This window comes from Pseudoalteromonas sp. CO325X (assembly GCF_004208955.1).
Lineage (GTDB): Bacteria > Pseudomonadota > Gammaproteobacteria > Enterobacterales > Alteromonadaceae > Pseudoalteromonas > Pseudoalteromonas ruthenica.
Genome location: NZ_SGPG01000021.1, coordinates 56,659 through 83,643, shown reverse-complemented (window position 1 = coordinate 83,643; position 26,985 = coordinate 56,659). Strand labels below are relative to the sequence as shown.

13 protein-coding genes, 2 pseudogenes and 1 other annotated feature are annotated in these 26,985 nt (G+C 39.1%); of the genes and pseudogenes, 9 read left to right on the top strand and 6 right to left on the bottom strand.

From position 1 onward, the window contains the following. Window positions 1-17 precede the first annotated feature (17 nt). The 3 genes from EXT46_RS11100 to EXT46_RS11090 all read left to right on the top strand — a co-directional run bounded on the left by EXT46_RS11100 (window position 18) and on the right by EXT46_RS11090 (window position 3,439). Window positions 18-1,199, top strand: coding sequence for a response regulator (locus tag EXT46_RS11100; RefSeq protein ID WP_130147300.1), 1,182 nt, complete (start codon window positions 18-20; stop codon window positions 1,197-1,199). 1,215 nt (window positions 1,200-2,414) lie between these two features. After that, window positions 2,415-2,894, top strand: a complete 480-nt coding sequence (locus tag EXT46_RS11095; RefSeq protein WP_130147298.1) for a hypothetical protein — start codon at window positions 2,415-2,417, stop codon at window positions 2,892-2,894. Between the two features lie 2 nt (window positions 2,895-2,896). Further along, window positions 2,897-3,439 (top strand): ankyrin repeat domain-containing protein, encoded by a 543-nt coding sequence (locus EXT46_RS11090; RefSeq protein WP_130147296.1) that lies wholly within the window; start codon window positions 2,897-2,899, stop codon window positions 3,437-3,439. 192 nt (window positions 3,440-3,631) lie between these two features. On the opposite strand, the gene EXT46_RS11085 is transcribed toward EXT46_RS11090, so the two are convergent. From EXT46_RS11085 to EXT46_RS11060, 6 genes and pseudogenes are all read right to left on the bottom strand, one after another. Further along, the gene (locus EXT46_RS11085; RefSeq protein WP_130147294.1) at window positions 3,632-4,081 is read right to left on the bottom strand and encodes a hypothetical protein; all 450 of its coding nucleotides are present in this window, start codon (window positions 4,079-4,081) and stop codon (window positions 3,632-3,634) included. 124 nt (window positions 4,082-4,205) lie between these two features. Then, entirely contained in the window at window positions 4,206-6,212 is a 2,007-nt protein-coding gene (locus EXT46_RS11080) for a GGDEF domain-containing protein (RefSeq protein WP_130147292.1), read from the bottom strand. A 65-nt stretch (window positions 6,213-6,277) separates the two neighbouring features. After that, window positions 6,278-7,496 (bottom strand): annotated as a pseudogene (locus tag EXT46_RS11075) (IS3 family transposase). Next, window positions 7,102-7,218 (bottom strand) — a sequence feature (AL1L pseudoknot). (Overlaps the previous pseudogene by 117 nt.) 268 nt (window positions 7,497-7,764) lie before the next feature. Further along, window positions 7,765-8,334, bottom strand: a complete 570-nt coding sequence (locus EXT46_RS11070) for a hypothetical protein (RefSeq protein WP_130147290.1) — start codon at window positions 8,332-8,334, stop codon at window positions 7,765-7,767. Window positions 8,335-8,339: 5 nt separating this feature from the next. After that, the gene (locus EXT46_RS11065) at window positions 8,340-8,981 is read right to left on the bottom strand and encodes an AHH domain-containing protein (protein ID WP_130147288.1); all 642 of its coding nucleotides are present in this window, start codon (window positions 8,979-8,981) and stop codon (window positions 8,340-8,342) included. Window positions 8,982-9,225: 244 nt separating this feature from the next. Further along, window positions 9,226-10,138 (bottom strand): annotated as a pseudogene (locus tag EXT46_RS11060) (IS30 family transposase). Between the two features lie 269 nt (window positions 10,139-10,407). Between EXT46_RS11060 and EXT46_RS11055 the strand changes: the two are divergent. From EXT46_RS11055 to EXT46_RS11030, 6 genes are read left to right on the top strand one after another with little or no spacing between them, the layout of a single operon-like run. Continuing rightward, complete coding sequence (locus EXT46_RS11055; protein ID WP_240701124.1) at window positions 10,408-12,192, top strand: hypothetical protein; 1,785 nt, start codon at window positions 10,408-10,410, stop codon at window positions 12,190-12,192. A gap of 3 nt (window positions 12,193-12,195) precedes the next feature. Beyond that, window positions 12,196-12,912, top strand: a complete 717-nt coding sequence (locus tag EXT46_RS11050) for an OmpA family protein (RefSeq protein WP_130147284.1) — start codon at window positions 12,196-12,198, stop codon at window positions 12,910-12,912. Then, window positions 12,913-14,055 (top strand): HNH endonuclease signature motif containing protein, encoded by a 1,143-nt coding sequence (locus tag EXT46_RS11045; RefSeq protein WP_240701123.1) that lies wholly within the window; start codon window positions 12,913-12,915, stop codon window positions 14,053-14,055. Between the two features lie 3 nt (window positions 14,056-14,058). After that, window positions 14,059-16,974, top strand: coding sequence for a DEAD/DEAH box helicase (locus EXT46_RS11040; protein ID WP_130147282.1), 2,916 nt, complete (start codon window positions 14,059-14,061; stop codon window positions 16,972-16,974). A 6-nt stretch (window positions 16,975-16,980) separates the two neighbouring features. After that, the gene (locus tag EXT46_RS11035) at window positions 16,981-22,008 is read left to right on the top strand and encodes a hypothetical protein (protein ID WP_130147280.1); all 5,028 of its coding nucleotides are present in this window, start codon (window positions 16,981-16,983) and stop codon (window positions 22,006-22,008) included. Window positions 22,009-22,016: 8 nt separating this feature from the next. Further along, window positions 22,017-26,975 carry a DUF3883 domain-containing protein gene (locus EXT46_RS11030; RefSeq protein WP_130147278.1) on the top strand — a complete coding sequence of 1,653 codons (4,959 nt, stop codon included), beginning with the start codon at window positions 22,017-22,019 and terminating at the stop codon, window positions 26,973-26,975. Window positions 26,976-26,985 lie beyond the last annotated feature (10 nt).

Genomic DNA, 26,985 nt, shown 5'->3' with positions numbered 1-26,985 from the left:
CTTGGGAGTGGTGAGCTATGTATGACAACTTAAAGAACCATCAGCACTATACGGTGATTCTTTACACCCCAGATAAAGACATCGATCAGCATGCGATTGATGTGCTTAGCAGACACTTTGACCATATTTTGGTTACCAGCGATAAGCAGCAATTACTGACTGCTGTGAGCCAATCTCCCGCTGTAGTTGTGTTTATGTCTTTTGAGCATTTTGCCGACGCGCTGCAGTTTTATTACACCCATTTAGAGCCAATGCAGCGCACGCCGCCCACCTTTAAGGTTGCCTACCTTATTGCTCGTAAAGACGAAGCGGACGCCTATAATGCGTTTGCCATCGACGCTATTGATGACTACGTGGTGGTGCGCCCGCTCTACGAGGTACATCGGCCGATATTAGTTGCAACCACCTTAATGCGCCAATTGGGTGTGATGGCAGCGTCAAAGCAAGCTAAAAAGGCCCATTTTAAACAGCTTCACCTGAACACTAAAGTAGAGCAGCAAATGCTTGAAGGGCTGCGACATAAAAAAGCGCTGAAAGAGGCATTTACTCACTCTATAAATGAATTACAAGCGCACATTGCGGATCAGTCCCAGCACTTGGGTGATGACGGTGAACAGGTTGATGTTAAAGAGGTAAAGGCACTGCTGTCGCAGCTATGCTCCAATGAGTTGCGGCCTACGCTGCTCCATTTACAGCAGCAAGCTTTAGATCTTCTGGAGCAATGCTTGCACAACAGCAGTCAGCAAAGCGGTGGCACTGTTGATACGTCGAAAGCCACAAACGAGTCAGTGCAGCCCTGTATCAAAGATGCGCAAGTCAATAATGTTTTACTGGTGGATCACGATGAGGTGTCGTTACAATTAAGCGCCCGCTGCTTAGCGCATTATCAGTGTCAGGTGGTTGAAGTACTTAATGGCCGCGAGGCACTGAAATTATTACAACAACACGCATTTGATTTAATCGTGCTGGACATTAACCTTGATGACTCCGATGGTATAAACATCGCATATCAAATTCAGCATAACCAAGGCACTAATCAGCAAACGCCCTTGATATTAATGGTCAAGCAGCTGTGCAGTGTAACCAAGCAGCGCGCAAAAGACGCGGGTTTTGAGGTACTTTTGGAAAAACCTTTGACCATGAAAAGCTTAGATTCAGCGCTTACTCAGCTGCAGCGCCGTCTAGCGCTAAAAGAATGAGCGCTTTTCAAATGATAATTAATGGTTGAATTTACACAACTGGTAATGTGATGTAGATAAGTTAGGCTTTGCTTAGCATTATTTTCGAGGATATGAGTCAGTGACTACTGATTTGTTACCATCGCTGGGGAGTATTTAACCCTACAGGCTAGTCTAGCGCCCATGTTCATCTTGCGCCACGCACATGCCGACAGTTGTTACCGAGGTTTGAATGTTATTAAGCTTGCTTTGGTAGTTCTAGCTTCTTTGGTCTATAAAAAAGGCTGGACTGATAACAGTTTGCGAGTATGTTTTCACAGTTTTAGTACGCCTTACTTTATCAACCCTGAGCAGGGGTTAGTGCCTGACTTTGCTGATCTTACGAGTCAACAACTGCGAGCGGGGGTCAAGGCTGTCGCGCTACCCAGAAAACATTTAGTTGAGATGTTAGCTTTGAGAGTTCAGCATTGTTCCTTTTGCGAGCCCGCGATTTTATTAAGGACTGCACTTTATAATCCCGTTGGTCACACGTGCTGTTTCATGACCGTTAAAAGTGAGTGCTCTTGCTCGGCTGAGCTTTGGCGAATATTTCGTCTTTGAGTGTCTAGCTGGCCTGAACCCCCAAGGTTATAGTGCTTGATTAAGTTACACTTTATTGATGGGTGCAGGTTAACTCGATCTTTAAACCGCGTTCAAGAATGCGGTTGAGTTTAGTTATCTGACTAGAAGCACATAGCCTGTTGAGAGCTATCAACGTCGGTTTGTAATTACACCACTGGCAACAGCAGTATTGGTATCAGTTTGTGGAAATATAATATTTATCATTGAGCTTGTATGGGATCTTACAATGTCCGTAAACGGTGGGGGAAATTTACATTGTGATACCTTTGATCTCTAAAATGAATTCACTAATATTTAACGAGGATATGAAAAGCTAGTAGTTTGCTCTATACTGTAAGATTTAACATCTGCACACTATTAGACTATATGATGTCATCAAGCAACAAGGTACTATCTAAATAAGCTAGAGAGTCTTTTTTAGGAAAAGTAGCAACTAAAATTGGAGCTTTAAAAGTGTTTCTTACTAGGTTTCATTTGGGCATTTTTACTTTTCTTTGGAGTTCTTTGAGGTGCCAGTTTAGCTTGTAATGTTGAAAATTTACCCGCACAACTAAGTTTTTATAGCGTATTTTTTTACAAAAATATATTTAAATTAATTAAGAAGGAACTTAAATAATGAAAAAGCGTGTACACCTCAGGAAATTTTCCCCCGACGAGCTCATTTTTAATGAAGATGAAACAATAACAATCTTGAAGTTTATTTTTAAAAAGGAACACACCACAATTGAACACCTTCAAATTACTGACCCTATCAGAGAGTTCGCTCAAGCACTATTAGTTGAAGCAGTGGATGCGTCCTACGCCCTAGGATTTGTCGATATCTTATTCCGTACGGTTTCTAAACCAAGCTCAGGTGCAAAAAAGGTCATTATAAAATTTGGTAGCAAAGCTCTAAAGCATTGGTTTAAGCATGCTACGGCAAATGATCTGATGTCTATCAAAATTTACGACCGTGTCGTTGATCAGCTTGCTGCGAATTTTGTTCGAGTTTTACAAATGCATGCTGCTGGAATAGCTAAATTAAATGACAACCACTTTGGTGTGCTCTTATTAAACGATATGAAAAGCGCAAAAAATAAAGTTGTCTGGGCATAGTAATGAAGAAAACAAGTTTACTTTCAATTCCCGCTATAGGCATCTTACTGTACTTTTTTGGAGCATTTTATTCACTATCTGAAAGCTCTGTTGAAGATGTTGTAATTTGCAGCACTAATAGCGATACACATCATATACCCTCAGGAGTATGTGAATATTACCTGTTCAACTATCGCTCCACAAATAAAGATATTGCAGAACTTGAGTTAAATAGTGGTTTGGCTTTCTTTTTTGGCATAGACGACAAAGAAAAGCGCAGTAAATATATTGTGCACTTCTTAGAGCATGGTGCATCTATTGATAAACATAGTCATATAGACGGCTTAACGCCCTTGCATGCTGCGATACTTTTGAATGAAGCAGATCTCGTAAAACTAATTATTGATCAGGGAGCAGATCTAAACCAAGTCGAGTTAAACAGCGAGTTAACCCCTTTAGACTTTTTGAAGAAAATTGAGAGCACCAACACAGCTATTGATCGATCTCAGGTAAGCAAAGTTTTACATGAAGCAATGGAAAAGCGTAATTCTAAAAGCTTAAAATAGTACTTATTAGCTCCCCGGAGGTTCGTCAATGGGGAGTTATGCATTACCTAGTTACTGCTGTTACAAGTTTGGATCTAGCAACCATAAAAGCTTGGTATTAGGAAGCCAACTCAAAAACACTTTTATTTTATTCTATATCTAACCCTAATGTTTTTGAGTCGGCGCCAAAAGTAAAATGTTGGTGCCGGCACTTCATTCATTTTCATTAGTATCACTAAAGCAATCAACGTAGTCGGGTAGTCGGGTAGCCTTATCAATTGCTAGACGATAAGAGAGTCGATAAGTAACGTCCTGTACAGTAGGGATTAAAGTGCCTGTTACTTCTAGCCAATTGCCACTGCAATTATCCATGAAATTGATGTTGTTCGTCGGCTCTACCAGTAACACTGAGATGGCTGACTCGGTGTCGTTTATCCTTTCGTGCGCAGGAGATAGGAATAAATAGGGCTGACCTATCTGTGAATAAAAGCCTTTTAAGCTAATACGTTTTCGTGAAAACTTCTGTGGGTTAGCGATAACTTCAGTCACCGATGTGGTATCGAAGTGTGCTTGTACTTGCTTGTCAACGGCTATGGCTTGGCTAGCAAAGCCAGCTAGTGTTGAACTTACTAGTCTTACTAGTATAGGAGTGAGTATGTTCATGAAAGTCCTTTTAAATAGTAGCTTTCTTTCCAAAGAGGTTGAGAGTGTAACATTATCTGTGTAAGTGGCATTCTTAATCTGTTCAAAGGAAATACAGAATGCCAATATCAGACAAACTTATCGATCAGCTTCTAGAAGGTTGAGACTCCGCTGAAGACATCGAGTGAGTTACCGATACTTGGTTGCTGTCGATGGCAACATCAAGGTCCATGTTAGTCGGATCTGAAAGCAAATCTAGATTGTTGATGTCATCAATACATACCCAGCAGTTTCTCTGTTTCCGCTTCCCAATGTAAAGTGCATTATCAGCCAGCGTTACCAGATTTTTCCATGTCATACTTGCAATGCGTTTGGATTCGCCTGGATAGATTATTCCACCAACAGTGCAGCTGACATCAAGTGACGTGTCATGAGCGACTTCAAAAGGTTTGTGATTGATCGTTTTCACAATACGGTCAGCGAGCTGGTGAAAACATTCTATATTTGACACTCTTGAAGCCAGTAAGAACTCTTCACCACCCCACCTAACGAACATATCGGACTCTCGAACACTTTCTCGAATCCGCCGAGAAAATTCTTTTAGGACAACGTCGCCAATATCATGTCCGTAGTTATCATTAACCTTCTTAAAATGATCGATATCAAAGATATACACACCAAGGTAGCTATCTTCTTTTCCCTCGTTATCTCTTAAAACAAACTTCAAGTCTCGATCAATGTTTTGCTCAAAGAAACGCCGATTATTAAGCCCTGTCAACCCATCAACAAGGCTTAATTGAGCATACTGCTTGGCCAATAGTTTCTTCTGCCGTAACTGCAGCAGGACAAGTAAAAGAACAAGTAAAAATACAGCAACAATGGCTATAGTTAACTTGTTTTGACTCGCAGCCTTTTCTTCATTCGCAATTGCAAGTTGCTTCTCTCTCTCAATAACTTGATCCTTTAACCTAGACTCATGTTGCAACCTGTTGAGTTCGGATCTGGATGCTGACTTTACTGAATTTTGTTTTAATAAGGACTTAAGTGTATTTTGATATAGCGCATAGAACCTATCGTAGCCAAGTCGTTTTGCGTCAATAATTTCAGATTCGATGAGTCGAGAGTAAATATCCAATTGAACCTCTAAAGGAGTGTCTCTTCCCAACTGACTACATCGCTCAAGATTATAGTTCATATCGATCTTAGCTTTAATTATTTGCTGATAACAGAGCAAATAAGTTGAATCAGACAGCTGACTTTGGGGTGTTTCGTAGGACTCTTGCAGTAACTTCTTGGCTTCTACCGGTTCATTTAATTCTGTATGTGCGAGGCTTGAAAATACCAATACCGACTGCCGAATGTCGACAATATCAGGATCTACTTTTGCAAACCACTTTAACGCTTCTCGATAGTCAGGTTTGTGAAACATATAAGCAATGCCTAGATTAAAATAACCGTTAGCCAATGTCTGTTTCACGTATATTGTGTCGAGTGAATCGGATACACTTTTGCTCCTTAATTCATCAAGAGCACCTTGCACCAACTTGACACCCTTCTCAAAATATTCACCATCGCCATGCATAATATAAAGCTGTGATAAATTAAGAGTAATATCACTTCTCAGGTAGATATTCTCATCGCTAGCGAGCTCCATAGCCATCTCGTAACTTCTGAATGCCTGCTCAATATCCCCAAGACTAGATTGGATCCAAGCCATTGAACTGAGGGATTGCGCTGCGATACTTAGATTACCGAGATCAATGGCATCCGATAGCAGCAAAGTCAATTTATCTAGCTTAGACTCATCACTCTTCTTTATCGATGAAATACAATAAAATCGATAGTCTATGTCAGCTTTAATTGGCTTATTAGATTGGCAAACAGAAAGTATCAACTCATTGGAGCTGGTCCAGTCATATTGAAATGCGAGTTCTCTGGCTAAACGATATGTTTCGGCTGGGCTGTGAGTTTTGCCAAGCTCATTTTCCAGCCATGCGATCCTTTCATTATAATCGTATGACTCATACTTTTCAGGAAGTGGAGGAAGGTTTATTAGATCTTCAATGCCAAATCCTTCTTTAGAAAATAAGGTTGGTGATAACGCGCTAAGAAGAATTGCCGAAATCAGGCAGAGCAACTTACCAAAACTCATTTGTAACCCAAATCAAAATAGTTGACTGAATCGCCCCGAGTTCATCGGAGACCAGTTTGTTTAAGTCAGGCCACTTTACCTGACTCGCTTAAATTATCATAGCAGTCTATTTCATATTGAGCTGGTGAAATATACCCAATTGAAGATAATAGGCGTTGATTATTAAACCAATTAACCCACTCTAACGTGGCGTATTCAACAGCATCAACATTCTTCCACGGGCCATTTCTGCGAATAACCTCTGTTTTAAATAAGCCATTAATTGTTTCAGCCAATGCATTGTCATAAGAGTCACCCACACTGCCTAAAGACGCTTGAATTCCAGCTTCAGCAAGTTGCTCAGTGTATCGAATAGACAAATATTGACTCACTCTGTCGCTGTGGTGAATTAACCGCTCGGGCTTGCCACGGTGCCAAATTGCTTGCTCTAATGCATCAAGAATAAGTTCTGTGTGCATTGTCGTTGATACACGCCAATCTACAATGTATCGTGAAAAAGCATCTATCACGAAAGCGACATAAACAAAGCCACTCCATGTGGCAACATAGGTGATATCAGCGACCCAAAGTTGATTTGGCTGCTCAGCTGTAAATTGACGATTAACTAAATCCAGTGGCTTATCTTGTTGCTCGTCAGGTATCGTTGTCTTATGTGCTTTACCCCGACGAACACCTTGAATTCCCATAATTCTCATCAATCGCTCGACTGTACAACGGGCGACTTGATGATCGTCAAGCTGTAGCTGTTTCCATATTTTTCTTGCACCATAAACTGACATATTATCCTCCCACACTTCGCGAATGAGTATCATCAGCTCAGCATCACGTTTTTGCGGTTAGACAGTCGCCCAGGCTCTCTTTGTATCTGTTTATGAGAATAATACGTTGATGGTGCAATCGGCAATTCCTTGCAAATTGACTCGACACCGTAATGCTCTCGGCAAGCATCAATAAAATCCACTATCACTTCTGTTTGCGGTCGAGTTCCGCTTGGGCGAAAAAAGCGGCAGCTTGCCTCAGAATATCATTCGCTCGCTTGAGCTCTTTATTCTCGCGTTCTAAGGCGGCAAGTCGTTCTTCAGTTGATTAAGTGTTAGAAGCGGATTTAGACGGTTGAGCTTGAGATTTCTTAACCCATGCTCTAAGTGTTTCTGGTGTACATCCCAGTTTATCTGAAATCGATACGAGCGCAGCCCAAAGTGATGGGTATTCATGCTGTTGTGTGGTAACAAGCCTAATTGCACGTTCACGAAATTCTGATGTATAGCGATTTGATTTTTTCATAGTTCCAGTTTCTCAAGTTATTGAGCCTCTGGCAAACTCGGGGCGATTCAGTGATCCCACCCTGGGCATTTCTCAAGGCCCTAATTGGGGCTAAATAACAATTGCTTTCTATTCAGAATGAAAGTCTTAGAGAGGATTGATTGTTACTTTGGGTAATGCACCATAAATTAGTATACAAATAATGCACGGTTAAATTTCAAAGAAAATACTGTTTAAATAATATTTATCGTGTTTAAATTAAGATTAAACAATTAAATAAATTAAGGGGTTAGTTTATTTCATTAAATTCGATACCATTTAATTTTCTTTGGGTAACTAATTTCTTAAATTCTTCACCGCAAAATAGCCCTATCCCATTTAACAGCTTAGATTTAAATAGTAATTTGCTGTTTATATCTGAATCAATAAATGCAAAGCTTTTATATCCACTTCTTACTCCTTTAGAGTAGTCCTCAATACATTTATCTAGATCTTCTTGGCCAAAAACACGCAAGTTAAAAAGTATCATTTCACAGCCATTTACGTTTATTTTTAGGAACTCACCATACTCATTTAAAAGCTGGTATAAATATTCATAGGCTTTCTTAGATAATAATAAAAACCCACCTTGTATATAAATATCAACTTTTTCATAATCATTAGACAGCGGCTTTATAGGCATAACATCCGGCCATATATTTTCAATTGAGTCATTATTGGCATGTAAATCAAAAATTTTAACCATAAACTCTGCTTCAGAAGTGTCCACGTATTTTTTTAGTGATTGATATAATGAGTAAGGGTCAAAATCTAGTATATCCCCTTGGTCATTCTTACAGTTAATTCTATATACTTTCATGAGCATTATCCTAAAGTGGGGAAATTACCATCCTTAATTAAAATTTTGGCAATTCTTAGCTCGTTTATAAATAAGCTTTTATCATCTCTAAGCGCCTTACGGCCTAAATTGTCACCAAGCCAAGTTTCATATTTTTTGGTGTGTATAGTCTTGTGAGCAGGAGCATCCGGTGTGCCCCAGTCATACTGTTTATTATTAGGATTATTAAAAAGCCAAACGCCATTTTTAGCATCATTAATGCCTATTCCATTAAAATGTAAGTTAAGTCTTGCCCTCATCACTGCAGCTTGATCCCAACGTCCTTTGCAACAAATTATATGGTGTGCCTCATGGTTTACTGAGGGCTTCATCTCTCCAGCTGCTCTTAGGTTTTTTTGAAGAACTTTTGTAGGGCGATACTTTTCTTCCATTTTTTGCTCAATACTTGAACTTTCACTATTGGTTCTATAAGACGCTAAAATAGCCCGAGCCTCTGCTGGCCTTAAAATTCTTTCTCTTTCTTTGTTTAAGTGAGCCATATCTTTCGCCATAGCTTTTTTTGTTTCCGCAGAATTGGGGCTATTTTTTAAAAGCTTTTGATAGTGTTTCCTTGCTAGTAATTCAAAATTGTAAAGTTGTAACTCTGCTGGGGAGTTTGGTTTTATCATTTATAATGTTGATTGTTATAGCTTTATTGAAGTTGAATGTTGATATTTAGTACGTTTCTAAGTACATCAAAGTGGTACCTAAATTAACTTTGAACCGCCGTCTGAAATATCTATATCTGCATATTAAAACAGCGTACCGCAGTCAGTTTTAATAAATCCTAGATGTCATTCCTACCAGAAAAACGAAGTCCGTTGAATTTTTTTGATAGCGCGAATTCAACCCCGAAGTGCACCACTTGTTAAATTAGGCCGCATTGCGTAATTCATTGAACACAACGATAGGCTGCTTAAAGCCGAGACACTTTCTCGGTCTCGCTTACCGTGCGTAAATCAGTGCCTTTGCGAATATATTGACGTAGTAAGCCGTTGAAATTCTCGTTCAGTCCTCGCTCCCACGATGAATATGGGTTGGCGAAGTAAATATCCGCTTTCAGCTTATCTGCAACCCGCTCGTGAGCACAGAACTCTGCACCGTTATCGGCAGTAATCGTGCTGACATGGCGGCGGTAACGCCATAGCATGCCAACCATCGCTCGCCCCACATCGGCCGCACTTTTTGCTGGCACTTTGCGTATCAGATACAGCTTACTTTTGCGCTCAACCAGGCTGACTATCGCTCCTGTTCCTTGCTTGCCTAATACTGTATCTGCTTCCCAGTCACCAAATCTTTCCTTCTTATCCACAATCGCTGGTCGGTGTTCAATACCAACTCGGTTTGGAATAATAACGCGCTTCGCTCGGCTGCCTTTGCGGTATTTACGGTGGCCGCGTCGCAATTGTTTATACAGTTCGCCACCGCCCAATTTGTCACGCCGCACAAAGCCATAAATCCATTCATGGCTGACGGGGTTTCCAACGATTTTACTGACCCCCGCAATTTGCTCTGGACTCCATTTGTGGTTCAACCCGAACTCGACGAGAGATACAGTCACAGCGGATACGCGGTATTTCGCGGCCAAGCACCTTCGTTTCACTGCCTTAACGTGCGCGATTTCGGGCAGGTAATGATTATGATGAAACGAGTTGCGCCTCACTTCACGGCTAATAGTACTGTGGCTAACGTTCAACCGCTTGCCAACCTCTCTGTAGCTAAAACCCTCGCGCAAGTAGGCTTCGATCTGATATCGTTGCCCTTCGATCAACTGCTTGTAACTCATGGTGATACTCTTTTTGTTTGGCGACATTAGAATACCACCAACAGGCAGTTGATCGTCTGTCACCCTTTAACCATGAGTGGTGCACTTATTATCTGAATTCGGGCTTTGAAACGCTATGGTGTTATTTGATGACGCTTTACAACTCAAAATATTCAGGTACAAACTTGGATGCATTAAAAATCTGAAATATACTGATTTATCAATGTGCTAATGATGCGGAAGCTACCGGCATCATTAGTTGACTTTGTCCAATAATGGAAGTTAAGAATATGAGCATGGAACAGGCTTTAGCTTGGTCAAGTAATCTAACCTATATCGTCATCTTTTTCATAATTTCAGCATTTTTAGTAGCCATATGGCAATGCAAAAAAGGTCGAGCTGGTGAATTTGTATCATACGCTCCGGCTTTACTCACTTCTCTTGGTATATTTGGTACTTTTGCTGGGATAGTAATAGGCCTAATGGCATTTGATGCCGCCAACATTGATGGCAGTATCGAAGGTCTTCTTAATGGTTTAAAAACTGCGTTTTTAACAAGCCTAGTCGGTATTTTACTCTCAATAATATTTAAGGTGTTGCAAACTTCTGGAGCTATTTCAAAACCAGATAGTGCTGAAACTATTACTGGGGCAACACCAGAAGATATATTAAGTGCCATTAACAACCAAAGACAATCAATCGATGCATTAGTAACTGCCATTGGTGGTGATAGTGATGGCTCAATTCTAAGTCAGTTGAAACTTCTTAGAGGTGATATCAATGACAATCAAAAGCTAACGATTAAATCCAGCCAAGAAACAGCTGAAACATTGAAAACAATAAATGAGCAATTAACGAATCAAAAAGAAGCTTTCACCACATTCTCAGATAAGCTTTGGATTAAAATGCAAGACTTTGCAGATATGCTTTCCAAGTCTGCTACTGAAACCGTCATCGAAGCACTAAAACAGGTAATTACCGATTTTAATAATAACCTAACGGAACAATTTGGTGAAAATTTCAAACAGCTTAATGAGGCTGTGAAAGAGTTAGTCACTTGGCAAGAAAATTACAAAGTTCAAATTTCAGAAATGACCGAGCAATATAAGCTTGGTGTTGCTTCTATTTCTGCCACTGAAGAGTCTGTAGCCAAAATTAGCTCTGAATCAAAAGTAATACCTGAATCCATGACTGATTTAAGAGATATCATGCAGGTTAACCAACATCAGTTAAATGAACTAGAAAGACATCTTGACGCATTTAAAGATATTAGAGACAGAGCAGTTGAAGCTGTACCCGAGATAAGAAAGCAAATTGATGAAACGGTCAAAACCATTGCGAACTCAGTAGAGTCTGCGAGCACGCACTATAAAGAGTTGCTAACAGAATCAGACAAATATATTCAATCTCACATATCTTCGTCGAATGAGTTACTGGAAAAGTTTGTGACTAATACCCAAAACGGTGTGGAGACTATTGGCGAGAAACTCGCTGACAGCGCAAGTAAAGTTGAAAAAGTAATTTCCGAAGGTGCTAATGAATTCACTGACAAGGTACATCAAACTAATGCAGGTCTTCAAACTACTGCTGATCATCTAACCAGCCAAACTGAAGTTATCAAGGATCACCTTAAAGATACAGTGGAGGACTTGAATGCTCACGTCCGTCAGATGATTCAAACATTAGTCGATGACTCTAAGGCTTTAGCTAATACTTTAACTGATGCGAACAAAGCTTTAATTACGGACACATCTTCGGTAAGAGATAATGTCACTCAAAGTATCGAAACAATGCAGAAACGATTAGAGACTTCACTCGAAGATGTATTTGCTTCGCAAACTCAACATATGACGAAAGTGTTCTCCAATATTGATGCCAGCTTGAAAGACCAAGTAGGCAAAACAGGTGAAGCGGTTGAGAAACAGTTAAGCATGATAGACCAGTCGATGCAGCAAGAGTTAAATCGTGTAATGAGTGAAATGGGTAAGGCACTTGGGCAAATTAGCAATCAGTTTGTTAAAGACTACTCAAGGCTCGTTAACCAAATGAATTCTGTTGTAGCTCAGGCGAGTTAATCTATGGCTGACACAAGCTCAATATTTGGTTCACCCCGCCAAAAAGAAGAGGGCGAGCACTGGTTAACTGTTTCTGATTTGATGGCTGGCTTAATGATGGTATTTTTATTTATAGCCATCGCATTTATGCGCCACGTATCAATAGAGCGGGACAAAATTAAAGATGTTGCAGTGGCTTACCAACAAAATCAGGTTGCAATCTTTGATGCTTTGAATGCAGAGTTTGAAAAAGATTTACCTAAGTGGGAAGCTTCTATAGACAAAGAAACCTTATCTTTTCAATTCGACTCACCAGAAGTGTTATTTGATAGCGGTGACAGTGCACTCAAAGATGAATTTAAAGATATCTTGGAAGCCTTCATTCCACGTTACTTAAAAGTATTAGATCAGTACCGAGAAAGTATTGATGAAGTACGGATTGAAGGTCACACATCATCTGAGTGGGGCTACGACACTCATCCGGATGATGCTTATTTCTTCAACATGACACTATCTCAGAATCGCACTAGGTCTGTGCTGAACTATTCATACCACCTGGAAAGCTTGTCAGAAAAACAAAGGGCTTGGGTGAAGTCGTCCTTTGCAGCTGTTGGTCTGGCATCATCCAGATTAAAACTAAATGATGATGGTTCAGAGAATAAACAAAAATCACGTCGAGTATCATTTCGAATTATTACCAATGCTGATATTCAAATCCGTAAGATTGTAGAAGGTTTATAAATGAAGCTTACAGTGGACCTCTCTCTTCTGCATCAAGCTGTCACAATAATGGGTGCGGAGATAATTGATTTTGAGCTTTCTAACGAACTAATACCAATTGAACCAATAGATAAACAACTAAGTGAAGGCTTAGAAGTTAACTTTGAGGATATTGAATTTGACACTGGCCTTGCTAGTTACCAAGGTAGGCAGGTTCTTCTTTATATCAAAGATCATAGTTACAACAACAAGATATATACAGTTCTTGAAGATGGCAGTAAAGGAAACAGGTTTCATGTCGCAGACTGTGAAATGCTCGAACGAATGAGACAAAAAGGTCGATTTGACCGTTATGTTGTTACAAATAAACTAGATGGTATGTTTCCGGTTTCTGGAACTGATAACAGAACGAATGAATTAGTTGAAGGCGAAACTGATTTAAGCGTGTGTCAATACTGTCTAGAAGCGACTAATTTCCAGAAGTTTGCGTCATTAAAAAGAGGAGCGCCTAGGCGAGAGTTTGTTCAAAACTTTAAGTTGGCGGACTTCTTCGACACATATAGTTCTTTTTTTAAGTTTATGCCTACTGGTGTTGCGAGTAATCAAACAAGTCACTACACAAAAGACTGGGAAACGGTTTCCAAGAGAATTCGTGAACAGTTTAATTATCAATGTCAGCAATGTGGATTGGATTTAGCCCAACATAAGCGTTTATTGCATGTCCACCATATAAACGGCGTAAAGTCTGATAATAGTGATAGTAACTTAACCCCGCTATGTTGCGATTGTCATCGTAAACAGCCAGATCACCAACACATGTTTATTAAACATGAAGAAACCAAGTTAATTTCACAGTTACGTAATGCTCAAGGATTAAATGTTAAAGAAAATTGGCAAGACGTATACGACTTAGCCGATCCGGGCATGCACGGTGTTATTGATTTATTAGAAAAGTATCATGTTTCTTTGCCTGAAGTAGGCGAAGAAATTCAGAATGAGAAGAATGAAGTTGTTGCCGAGTTAGAATTGGCTTGGCCGTTAAAAAAGGTCGGAATTGCCATTGATAAACCAGAAGCAATAGCAGCAACCAAGCTCGGTTGGAAAGTATACAGCATGCGTCATGCGCTAAGTCAGATAGACCAACTAGCAAGTAGTTTGAGATAAGAAATGAACATACAAACCAAAAATACAAAACCAACAAACTACACACCCGGTATGAGAATTGTTGTTCGCGATGCAGAATGGGTAGTGAGAAAGTCAGATCCCACAGTTGACGGGGGTTATCTTATTGAATGTGAAGGGATCTCCGAGCTTGTTCGTGGTAAAGAAGGGCGCTTTTTAACATCTATCGAGAATAATAAAGAGTTCTCCAATTCTTCGATTGAAATACTAGATCCGGCGACAACTAAATTGGTTGAAGATAAATCTCCCAATTACAAAGACAGCATGCTCTATATTGAAGCAATGCTACGCCAAAAAGTACCAACAGATGAGCATATATACTTTGGCCATAAAGCGGCCATGGATACCTTGCCATTCCAGCTTGATCCAACCATAACAGCACTTAAACAGCCTAGACAGCGTATATTAATTGCAGATGCTGTTGGTCTAGGTAAAACGCTGGAAGCTGGCATATTGATGTCAGAACTTATCCGTCGCGGTAAAGGAAAACGTATATTAGTATTGGCGGTTAAATCAATGTTGACTCAGTTCCAGAAGGAGATGTGGAGCCGATTTTCAATACCATTAACACGACTTGACTCAGCGGGTCTACAAAGAGTCCGTAATCGTATCCCAACGAATCACAATCCGTTTCATTTCTACGACAAGTCCATCATATCAATAGATACTCTAAAGCAAGATGTCGAATATCGCCATTATCTAGAACAAGCATATTGGGACATTATTGTGATCGATGAAGCCCACAATGTCGCAAGACGTGGCTCAAACTCACAGCGCAGTCGTTTAGCGTCATTATTATCTCAGCGGTCAGATACATTAATTATGTTATCTGCTACACCGCATGATGGAAAACCAGAAAGTTTTGCCAGTCTAATGAATATGCTGGATGCCACTGCTATTTCAAACGAAAAGGAATACGAGCACGACGATTTTAGCGATAAGGGATTAGTAGTTCGTCGTTTCAAGAAAGACGTAAAAGATCAAATAGCAAAAGATTTCCCAGAACGTGATATTCAAACGGTTAAATCCCAAGCTAGCGCCGTAGAAGAAGACGTTTATAGAGAATTAACGGCTCTAAAACTGAGTACTCTCGACAAAGGTAAAAAGGCCAGTCAGTTGTTAAGGGTCACGTTAGAAAAAACTCTCTTCTCTAGTCCCATGGCGTGTTTATCGACTGTAAACAATCGAATAAAGCGACTAGAAGCTAAAAATGACGCAGACTTTGAGGATGATCTTAATTCACTAAAATCTTTTGCTTTTGCATTAGAGCGAGTTACACCTGAGAATTTCAGTAAGTATCAACGTTTATTAAAACTTATTTCAGACAAGAAAGAAGGTTTTGGCTGGAAACCAAATAAAAAAGATGATCGCCTTGTAATCTTTACTGAAAGTATACCAACGCTTAATTTCTTGTATGACAACCTCCAGAAAGATTTAGGATTAAAAGAAGAGCAAATTGGCTTTTTAAAAGGCCAAGAAATGTCAGACACGGAGCTAATGCAAACAGTAGAGGAATTTGGCAAAGAGCAGTCGAAATTAAGGCTTTTAGTCTGTTCTGATGTCGCTTCAGAAGGAATCAACTTACATTACCTCAGCCATAAAATGATCCACTTCGATATCCCATGGTCGTTAATGGTATTTCAGCAACGTAATGGTCGTATTGATCGTTATGGTCAAACAAAGCAACCTCTCATTCGTTACCTAGTAACAACTAGCTTAAATGATGATGTCCGTGGTGACAGTCGCACCAGTGAAGTGTTAATTGAAAAGGATGAACAAGCACAGAAAAATATTGGCGATCCCTCTGAGTTTACTGGCAAATACGATCAGGAATCAGAAGAGGAAGCCGTGGCAGAAGTTATTGCCGCAAGCTTCACTTCCGGTGAAGACATCTTGGCAGATATCTTTGGTGATTTTGATGAGCCAGAAGAGAAGTCACAAGGCCCAATGGATGCATTTTTACCGGCAGAAATGCATGTGTCTGACAGTACAATTGAAACGAGAGAACTTGCATCACTCTTTGAGTCGGACATTAGCTTTGCAGAGCAAAGTCTGGATTATATAAAGCGTAAAGGCCAGCGATTAGAGTTTCATAAAACCAACTCGTCTACATTGTCATTAACCGTGAATAAAGAGCTTGAGCAAAGGTTAAAACAATTACCACCTGAAGTGTATCCAGAAGGCGATCAATTTGTCTTGACCAACGACATAGAGCAGATGGCGATTGAAATAGCCGAATCTAGAGGTCAGCAACATGCATGGCCTAGGAAAAACTATTTGTGGCAACTTCATCCTGTAATGGAGTGGCTAAACGATAAGGTCCTTTCCGCCTTTGGGCGTCATCACGCTCCACTTGTTCGTGTACCTCATAAAATGGTCAGTAATAAAACAGCGTTTATTCTTAATGCTATTTATCCAAACAGAAAGAGCCATCCATTAATCAACGACTGGGTGGTGGTTAACTTTACTAACGACCAGTTTGATAGCTTTGACAGTTTCGAGCAATTCGCTGATCAATTAAATCTTAAAAAAGACAAGTTATCCAATCCGGCTAAAACTGACAATACAGCAATGCAGCAAGCCTTGTTGAAAACAGCGATTGCTAAGGCATCTGAATATTTTCAAACGATGCGTAAAGAAAAAGAATCCAAAATTGACCATAAGTTGCAGAAACAAATTGATGCGCTCGAAGCCCTTAGAGATAAGCGAGTAAAGCAATTAGCATTCAGTTTTGAACAAACTGGCGGCATTCAACAAATCGTTGAAGATAAAAAGCAAAAAGAACAAAAGCGTATTGAGCAATTATTTGATGATTATATTCAATGGATTGAAGACACCATGACAACAGAAATCACACCTTATATTCAGTTAATAGCCGTATTCACAGGCAGTGAGGAGTAATAAGTCATGTCAAATTTAGTAGGTATTTACAACGAAAACGACTTTTACTCACACCATTATTTAACGTCTGTGTTTGAGTCTGATATTCGTGGTGTAATGGAACAATGGGCGAGCAAAGAGACAGAAGCTCGTGAGTTTGAAAAAAAAGAACGAGCATTAGGTCGCGAAGTAGAGCAAGGCTTTCGTTCACCTTATTCCAAATTATCTTCCTATGCTGGCAGTTATTTTAAACAACTAAATGAACACAGTAGAGAAAGAGAGTTAGAGAAAAGGCTTCAGCAGCAAAGAAGACGTTGGACAAATATACTATCGCCGTTAGGTTATCAATTAAAGCATACCTTTGTAGAGCTTGATTCGGGTTTAAAACTGCCACTATTGGCAAATTATCAACAAAACGACACGCCGTTTTTGTGGGTGGTCGAAGCGCACGATAAGTTTGATGATGACAACCAAGATCCATTAGCACTTAACCTTCTGCAACAACAGTTAGATAAGTCGGTTACTCAAGAAGCTGAGTTATTAAAAAAACACAAAAGCTCTTTCTTAAGTCTTAGCTGGCAAGACATTATCTCAAAACACATTCTAACTGAAGATAACCCGCCAAGATGGGTTTTGTTGTTGGGTAACCGTCAAGCGCTATTAATAGATCGTACCAAATGGGCACAAAACCGTTTATTGCGTTTTGACTTTGAAGAAATTCTCGGAAGAAAAGAAACCGATACTCTAAAAGCTTGTGCTGCGTTATTGCATAAAGACTCTGTAATGCCAGAATCTGGTCAGCCGCTGCTTGACAACCTAGATGAAAATAGCCACAAGCATGCTTTTGCAGTGTCAGAAGATCTTAAATATGCCTTACGTGAATCAATCGAATTACTAGGTAACGAAGCAACTCAATATTTAATTAAACAAGGTAAAGCCAATTACACCGGTAGTAATGCAATTCAGCCAGAAGATCTGAGCCGTGAGTGTTTGCGTTATATGTACCGACTTTTGTTCTTGTTTTATATTGAAGCAAGGCCAGAGCTTGAATATGCTCCTTTAAAGTCGATGATCTACCTAAAGGGATATAGCCTAGAGACTCTAAGAGACTTGGAACTTGTTCCGCTTTACAGTGAAGCTGATAAACAAGGTCGTTATATTCACGACAGTCTAAATTTACTGTTCAAGCTTATCCACAAAGGATATGAGCCAAACAAAAAGAAAGACAATTTGACCCAAGAACTGGAAGCAACAGGTGGTGGGTTAGATACGTTTAAGATCACTCAATTAGACAGCCACCTGTTCGATCCAAAGCGCACACCTACGTTAAATAAAGTGGTGTTCACCAACCAAACAATGCAGCGTATTCTTAACTTAATGTCGTTAAGTAAAGAAAAGTCAGGGAAGTCACGCCGTGGTCGTATTTCATATTCGCAACTAGGTATCAACCAACTCGGTGCAGTATACGAAGCATTATTATCATATCGAGGATTTTTCGCCCAAGAAACTTTGTACGAAGTGAAGAAAAAAGGCGATAAATATAGCGAGTTAGAAACAGGTTACTTTGTTACTGCCGAGCAGTTTAATGAGTATGACGAAGATGAAAAAGTCACGCATACCGTATATGAAGGTGGTGAGAAAAAAACACGCTATAAAAAGTTTGATAAAGGTAGCTTTATATACAGAATGGCAGGGCGTGATCGTGAAAAATCAGCCTCATACTACACGCCAGAAGTGCTCACTAAATCACTGGTGAAATATGCACTTAAAGAGTTGTTTAAAGAAAAAATAGAACCGCTGAAAACAGCACAAGAAAAAGCAGATGCCATTATCAAATTGACTGTTTGTGAACCAGCAATGGGCAGCGCAGCTTTCTTAAACGAAGCTATAAACCAGCTGTCAGAGCACTATTTGTATTTTAAGCAGCAAGCCGAAAATAAACGTATACCGCAAGACGAATACACCCGTGAATTGCAACGGGTTAAAATGTATATCGCCGATAGCAACGTATTCGGCGTTGATTTAAATCCTGTCGCTGTAGAACTGGCAGAAGTGTCTTTGTGGCTGAATGCGATAAGCTCAGAAGCGTTTGTTCCATGGTTTGGGTATCAGTTATTTAATGGTAACTCGTTAATTGGTGCTCGAAGGCAAGTGTTCCCAGCCCATCAGTTAACCTATAAATCACAGAAAAACCCAAGTTGGTTAAACCAAGCGCCAATAAGAATTGAACCCGGTAAAAAACGCGAAGACCATCAAGTATATCATTTCTTGCTGGGTGATCTCGGTATGGCTAACTATACCGACAAAGTAGTAAAAGGCTTAAAGCCGGATGAGATCAAAACCATCAACGAGTGGCGCAAAGAGTTTAACAAACCATGGAGTGATGAAGATAAATCTGCTCTACAACGCATAAGCAAGAAAATAGATGATTTATGGGCCGAGCATACGAAAAGTAGAGCTAAAGAACGTCAACTAACCACCGACGATCTGCCACTTTGGCCAAATAAAGCTGATGCCATGTCTATCACCAATATGGCCACCAAAGACAAAATGCTAGAAAAAGCCATGACTGATGGTGCGAGCAGTTATCAGCGTTTAAAAATGGTAATGGATTATTGGTGTGCACTTTGGTTTTGGCCAATTGATTTGGCAGAGGAGTTACCAGAACGTTGGGAATATTTGTCTGATATTGAGACCTTACTCGATGGTTATATTCAAACAACACCACAAGAATTAGAAGAAACAGTAATGGATGACGCTGTTGATTCTGGCTTTATGGACGACTTATTTGCAGAGCCTAAAGTTGCAGAGCAGTCGGTTCAGTATCAATCTTTATTAACCTCCAAAGGTACGCTTAATAAGAAAGTCATTTTTGATGTAATGCCTAGGGTGAAAATTGCGGATACTCTGGCCGAAAGGTACAAATACTTCCATTGGGAGTTAGAGTTTACCGATATTTTTGAAAAGAATTCTGGCTTTGATTTGATTTTGGGAAACCCGCCTTGGTTGAAGGTGAGTTGGGAGGAAACAGGGATCATAGGGGATTTTGAACCTAAGTTTATATTAAAGAAACTATCTGCTTCAGGACTCAATACGATACGAGAAGAAACTTTTAATAAATTACCTAAACTTCAAGATGCTTATTTAAGAGAGTTTAATGAATCGGAAGGTACTCAGAATTTTTTGAATTCTATAGTGAATTATAACGAGCTAAAAGGCCAACAAACCAACCTTTACAAATGCTTTTTACCGCTTGGCTGGAGAATTTCAAACCACAATGGTATTTCTGCTTTTTTGCATCCTGAAGGAATTTACGATGATCCCAAAGGTGGTAATTTAAGAGAGATGATTTATCCTCGCTTGAGAGCGCATTTTCAATTTCATAATGAAAAATCGCTGTTCTCTGAAGTTCATCATGCAACAACTTACAGCATTAATGTATATGGCACAGCCAGACACCAAAGTTCTTTTAAAAATATAGCTAATTTATTTGTTCCCAAAACAATAGACGAAATTTTTAGTCATGACGGTTCAGGTAATACACCGGGATTGAAAGACATAAATATAACGCTAGATGGCAAGGTTATTAGCAACTGGGGAACTACCCCACATGCCAGCAGAGCACTAACCATAAACGACGATGTCTTAGCATTATTTGCCAGACTTTATGACGTTATTGGCACTCCGGCGAAAGCTGCTAGATTACCTGCGTTACACTCCACACATCTAGTTTCTGTTTTGGAGAAATTTTCGGCATATCCTAGTAGGTTGTCTGATTATAAAAGTGAATACTTGTCGCTTGAAATGTGGCATGAAACAAACGCTCAAAAAGAAGGGAATATTGAACGACTCACTAAGTTTCCAAGTAGTTCAAAAGAGTGGATTATCTCAGGCCCACATTTTTTTGTTGCTTCGCCTTTATATAAAACACCTAGATTTCCATGCAAACTGAACAGTGATTATGATGTGTTAGATTTAACTAGTTTACCTGAAGACTATTTACCTCGAACAAACTATATTCCAGCATGTAACGAGGCGGAATATTTAGCTAGAACGCCAAAAGTTCCATGGGTAGTTAACAGCGAAACTACTTCAAAACCTATCACTGATTTCTATCGATTAGTAAATCGTAGAATGTTCGGAGCTTCGTCAGAGAGGTCTTTGATATCTGCAATTGCTCCTATTAATTCAGCAAATATTAATACAGCAATATCTACAACATTTAGGTGCACAAAAAGACTGGCGAATTTTTCCTCATCAACTCACTCATTAATCTACGATTTTTATTTGAAATCTACAGGTAAATCTGATCTGTACGGCTCCTTGTTGGAAACCTTCCCTTATATTGAAAATGATGCAATTAGGCTTCGTGGCTTATCTTTGAATTGTTTAACAAAACATTATGAAAAATTGTGGTCCGACAATTGGCAAGAGTGTTTTAGAAATGATAGTTGGGCTATAGAAGACACTAGATTAAACAATAGTTTTTATAAGAACCTGTCCTCTAATTGGTTCAGAGGTAGTGCATTAAGAACAGATTTTGAAAGAAGGATAGCGCTAATAGAAATTGATGTGTTAGTAGCTCTCGAATTAGGTTTGATTTTAGATGAGCTGCTTACTATTTATAGAGTTCAGTTTCCGGTAATGAGGCAGTATGAACTAGATACTTGGTATGATCGCTTGGGGCGCATCGTATTCACGTCCAGCAAAGGGTTACTGGGAGTCGGTTTAGATCGTAAATATAACAAGAAAAATGATTTCAATGTAAGCATAAAAGAAGGAGTGTTTGTTGAAGGCTGCGAGCAAATCTCAAAACTAAAAGCGGGCACTGAAGACAATCCATGGAATGAAGAAAACGGCCAGATTGGCTGGGAAGATATTAAAGATCTTAAATCTGGCATCGTTACCAAAACCTACATGGACGATACTGTTCCAGATGGTCCAGTTGAGCGCACCATAGAATACCACGCACCATTCGACAGATGCGACCGCGAAGAAGATTACAAAACTGTATGGGCAGAATTCGAACGCCGTTTTGGAACTAACAAGGAGTAGAATTACAGATGGACCAAGCAGTAAAAACGGCAAAAAGCCAAATAGAGCAGTTTATTGAAGAGGATTATCTAATAGCAGCCAATACAGGTGAATGTAATTTACCTGAGGGAACAAAAGCTAGATTGAGAAACTCTTTAAAGATTCTTTCAGAACAGCTTTACTCTAAAGATATCCATTTTATTTTTGAGCTGATTCAAAATGCGGAAGATAATCATTACGACGATAATGTAACACCTGAACTTAGCTTTGAGTTGCTTAATTACGACCCTACCAATACAAAAGGTTGTAGTGGCTGTTTGGTGATAAGAAATAATGAATTAGGCTTTAATATTGACAATATTAAAGCTGTTTCATCAATCGGCGAGTCGACCAAAGCCAATCAAAAAGACGCTGGCTATATTGGTGAAAAAGGGATCGGTTTTAAGTCTGTTTTTGTTGTCTCTCCAGCTCCTCATATTTTGTCTAACGGTTTTCAAATTAAGTTCTTGAAAGATGACCCCAAAACTGGACTTGGTTATATAGTGCCATATTGGTTAGAGGATGATTTTTCTGAATTTTATAATGGCAGTGGAACTACCTTGTTACTGCCGTTGCAGGACAAGCAAGGCAGTGAATTTAGGATGTTTGATAAAGTTCAGACAGAACTGTCAAAGCTTTCACCTGAACTGGTATTGTTTTTAAGAAAATTAAAAAAACTTTCTATCAAAACACCTAACTACTACGCTGATTATCATTTAACAAAAGACGGTAATTACGTTGAGCTAAACACTCAATCTTCTAGCCAAAACACTAGCGTTAAATACTTATTAAAAAGCCAAACAATCAGTGTTCCAGCAGATGCCGTAAATGAGCTTAGGGAAAACGTTACTAAGCGAGATATTTCTATCGCTTTCCCCGTTAATTTCGAACTAGAAGAAAGCCCGCTATATTGTTACTTACCTACTGAAAGTGAGACAGGGCTTCCATTTTTAGTTAACGCAGATTTTATTCTAAGCGCCAGTCGAGAGTCTATACGACAGGACTTAAAATGGAATAACTGGATGCGTGGCGAAGTAGCGAACTTTGCTGCTAAAACTATCTCCAAAATACTTTCGCAAAAAGGGGATATAAGCCGATGGGCTTGGGTGCCAGTTTTTGGCAGTAATAGAGTTATATATTGGAATAATGTTCGAGAAAGGGTCGAGGAAGCGTTAAAAGTATCAAAGTGCATACCGACGCTATCAGGTAAGTATGAACTTCCGTCAAAAGTACTATCTCTTGGCAATACTTATGGCTTTTTGCAATCTTGGCCATTAAGTGTTACTAAGCGTTTTCCGTTTGATTTATTCTGGGACGATTCATCACTAATTTCTAGAGTAAGCTCAGCCATAGGCTTAAAAAGCTTTGGTCAGAAAGAATTTGTTAGCTTCTTAGGGCTTATTAAATCAGACGATGATATATCTAATGACGACTTAATGCCCGTCATTGTTGAAGTTACGCAACAAAAGGGGCAATGGGGCAGCGCAAAGAAATATGATAACTATTTGAGTCAGTTGCGTTCGTGTAATTTATTTAAATGTGAATCTGGACTGCAAAACTCAAAGTATAAAAATTTATTTCTACCTAGTGAAGACAAACATGAAGTACCAGTTTTAGTTAATGGTGAAGGTGAAAACACTCAACCGAATTATATTGATAAAACCTTTTTCAATATAATGCCACCACATATTAAAACATCAGTAAAATTGATGTTTAATGTGGATGAAGTCCATGCGGTGAGCTATTTAGAAAGTTCAGTTGTAGGTTTTTTAAAGCACAATAAAAATAGTTGTACAGAGGAGTCGCTGGAAGCTCTTAGTAAGTATTTAGTTGAAAATATTGATGATTTGCCTGTTGAAACGTTAAGAGCTTTAAAAAGCGTTTTACCATTTAAATCTGCTGATGGTAAGTGGGTTACTCCGTTGGAACATACTCGGTATGTTGTTCCCTTATCTGAAAATGAACATCCTTTATGGCAAAAGATTTATACGAACGCTGATGAGTTAAAACACATAATTGTTTTATGCGAAGACTATGTTAATTGGGTAGACGAAGACTTAGCTTCAGACTTTTTTAGCGCATTAGAAATCAGTGATCATGTAACACCATTCGTTATATCGGTAAACGAAAGCCCAAAGTTTAAAGCAACTCCCAGAGCATTTTTGGATACTGAATTTTGGACAGATGAGGATAATCGTAAACGAGCCTATGAATGGCTTTATAGGGTATATTCTGACGATGAAATTATTAAATCAGAATATAAAAGCAATTTCTGTCTGAGTTATTTTTTATTAAACGAGTCTTGGTTACTGAGCACTAGTCAAGGCTTTGTTAAACCCTCTCCTACACTACATTGTTTCTCTGAATCGGAAAGAGGTTATTTTGGTAGATCATTAAACTACTTGAAAGACAACGTATCTAAAGTATTCGCTAAAAAACTTGGCTTAATAACCGAGCCTACACCTAAAGGATTCATGGATCAGATAAAAGCACAGAAGAGCAAAGATAAAGTAGACGTAGACTTTTTAATTTTAGCTTACGATGCGCTGTCTAATTGGAAAGATCCGGGAGAAGCTGCTCGTATTCAAAAAAGGTTATCTTTAGAGAAATTAATTTACTTGAACGAGCCTAGAGACGAATGGGTTGCTCCTGAAAATTCTGTGTGGGAAAACATATCTTCTCTTGGAGCTAGTTTTGTAGGGTTATCGAGCTACTTACCTGAAAAGCTAAGGTTTTATACAATAGACACCTTAGGTGTGAAGGAAAGACATGGTATTGAGTCTTATTATTCTGCATATCAAGTGCTTGCAAAAAGTAACAAACCACTTTCAAAAGAAGAAAAAGATCGATTAAACAGAGTTGTTAGGCATATTAATACAAACATTCGCTCAGAAGAGTTTGTACAAGATGTCCAGTGGAGTAACTTTGCAAAGAGTGCGAAAGTGTATACAGACATAGGCACTTGGCTTTCGCATGATAAGCAACTTTATGTTGCGGACGATGGCAAGATAAAAAGGTTATTTGAAGATCATGGAAGTGTAAATTTCACTTGGTCAAGTGCTACTGAGTTTTTTACTTTCTTTGAAGGCTTGGGAGTTAAAAAGGCTTCTGAGAATATTACCGTAACGGTTAGTGGTGTATCGGGATTAAACAAAGAAACGAAGGTACAAATAACTGGTTTTGCAAAAAAGGCTATTTGCTTGTTTATAGCAGATAACCTGAGTCTGGATGATGAAATTATTCAGCAGCTTGCTAATTTTTATCGTTCGAAAGAATACGCTTGTGAACAGTTAACGGTTAGGTATTCACTTGGAGACAAAAGCCATGTCGAGGTCAAAACTGAGCTTGGTGTTTATGATCCCGATGAGCCTGCACTAATCCTTGTTAATGATACCGACAATGATATTGAAGATATCAAAGATGAACTTGCCCAAAGCATTGCGCGACACTTCTTCGGTAAAAGAGCGAATAGTTATGAAAAATTTATTCGTGTATTTATAAATATTCATTCAGAATCTCGTTTGCAAACTGTTATTCAAAAGGAAAATCTTGAGCTTGATGATAGTAAGGCTGACATTGTTGAGCGATTGTTTAGTGAGAGTTATGATGTTGAGCAAACAGTTGAAGACGAGCAGCATCATAATTCAGAAACCTTTGATACTTCAGAGCCTGAAAATGACCAAGCCTGTGACAAAGCAATAGTCGAACATGATACTAGTTTTAAAGAAGCCTTTGGTGAATCATCTCTTGATGATGAAAGCGAGGGAGAGGCTGTATCTGCTGTATATGAACAATTAAAAACTACAGAAGATGACAGTGAGCCTAGTGCAGTTGAATCGCATGATAATGTTTCTTCAGCTTCTACAACTCAAGAAAATGAAAAAGCTAAAAGTGACTTATACAAAGAGCCTGTTTCGCGAGGAGATAACTACTCTATCTCTAATCAAAGCACAGGCCATGAAGGTGAAGTAAGAAACTTTGGTGAAAGCTGTGATGCTCAACGCCCAGAAATTGAAACAGAAGAATACTATGACAAAGAAAATTCAAATCATGGTTCGAGTGTTTCATCTTCGAAAGGCGATGTTAGTAGATCTCCTATCCAAGGCACATTATCGTTAAAGAAAAATAACGGCTCTTCAAGAACTCCAAAGTCTAATGGTGAATATTTTTCTCCTGACAAAGGCGGTACCAAATACAATACCAGCGAACTGACCAACCAGGACTCTCTTGGTTATCGTCTATTCAGCTATGTAGAAAGTGAAGACACCCATGAGCGTTCTGAAAAGGCAGAGCGTGATGATTCAGTCTTCGGTTCAAAGGCTGAGATTTACGTTAAGCAATGGCTTGAGCAGCAAAGCTTCGTTGATGTTGAGTTATTAGGTGGTGTGAACAAAGGGTTTGATATGAAAGCCGTTGATCCCGATACAGGTGAAATTTATTTCATCGAAGTAAAAGGGCAAAGAGGTGCTTGGAACAGGACTGGAGTTGCATTATCCAGATCTCAAATGGAAAAGTGTTTAATCGAAGGTGATAACTATTGGCTGATAGTTGTCGAATACTTATTGACGAATCCAATAATTCATAAATTTGTGAATCCTGCCAAATTAATAGATAGATACTATTTTGACTCAAATTGGTCGAAAGTCGCAGAACTTCTTAAAACCCCAGAGCCGAAAGAAATTGACATTGATAACCTCTTCATTGATGAGATATCAAAAACTATTTATTGTGGTTTTCAACGTGAAGGTATTGATTTACCAATCGTTGGATATGAAATCTCAAATGCAAAGTTTGAAGTGATAGCTGAATTAGAATTTGCGTGGCCTGAACTTAAAATCGGCATTTATTTCGATGAACCGGAATGTGAAATAGATGACTGGAATTTGTTTAGTATAGAAGATGTTGAAAAGGACAGCAGCGCCATATCTGAACTGGTTACTAAGGGTTAAGGAAAGAATA

Bases quoted from the DNA above. Each gene is read 5' to 3' on its own strand.
- EXT46_RS11095 (WP_130147298.1), top strand. From the start codon at position 2,415: ATGAAAAAGCGTGTACACCTCAGGAAATTTTCCCCCGACGAGCTCATT.
- EXT46_RS11035 (WP_130147280.1), top strand. From the start codon at position 16,981: ATGTCAAATTTAGTAGGTATTTACAACGAAAACGACTTTTACTCACAC.
- EXT46_RS11100 (WP_130147300.1), top strand. From the start codon at position 18: ATGTATGACAACTTAAAGAACCATCAGCACTATACGGTGATTCTTTAC.
- EXT46_RS11045 (WP_240701123.1), top strand. From the start codon at position 12,913: ATGAAGCTTACAGTGGACCTCTCTCTTCTGCATCAAGCTGTCACAATA.
- EXT46_RS11085 (WP_130147294.1), bottom strand. From the start codon at position 4,081: ATGAACATACTCACTCCTATACTAGTAAGACTAGTAAGTTCAACACTA.
- EXT46_RS11080 (WP_130147292.1), bottom strand. From the start codon at position 6,212: ATGAGTTTTGGTAAGTTGCTCTGCCTGATTTCGGCAATTCTTCTTAGC.
- EXT46_RS11050 (WP_130147284.1), top strand. From the start codon at position 12,196: ATGGCTGACACAAGCTCAATATTTGGTTCACCCCGCCAAAAAGAAGAG.
- EXT46_RS11070 (WP_130147290.1), bottom strand. From the start codon at position 8,334: ATGAAAGTATATAGAATTAACTGTAAGAATGACCAAGGGGATATACTA.
- EXT46_RS11030 (WP_130147278.1), top strand. From the start codon at position 22,017: ATGGACCAAGCAGTAAAAACGGCAAAAAGCCAAATAGAGCAGTTTATT.
- EXT46_RS11055 (WP_240701124.1), top strand. From the start codon at position 10,408: ATGAGCATGGAACAGGCTTTAGCTTGGTCAAGTAATCTAACCTATATC.
- EXT46_RS11065 (WP_130147288.1), bottom strand. From the start codon at position 8,981: ATGATAAAACCAAACTCCCCAGCAGAGTTACAACTTTACAATTTTGAA.
- EXT46_RS11090 (WP_130147296.1), top strand. From the start codon at position 2,897: ATGAAGAAAACAAGTTTACTTTCAATTCCCGCTATAGGCATCTTACTG.
- EXT46_RS11040 (WP_130147282.1), top strand. From the start codon at position 14,059: ATGAACATACAAACCAAAAATACAAAACCAACAAACTACACACCCGGT.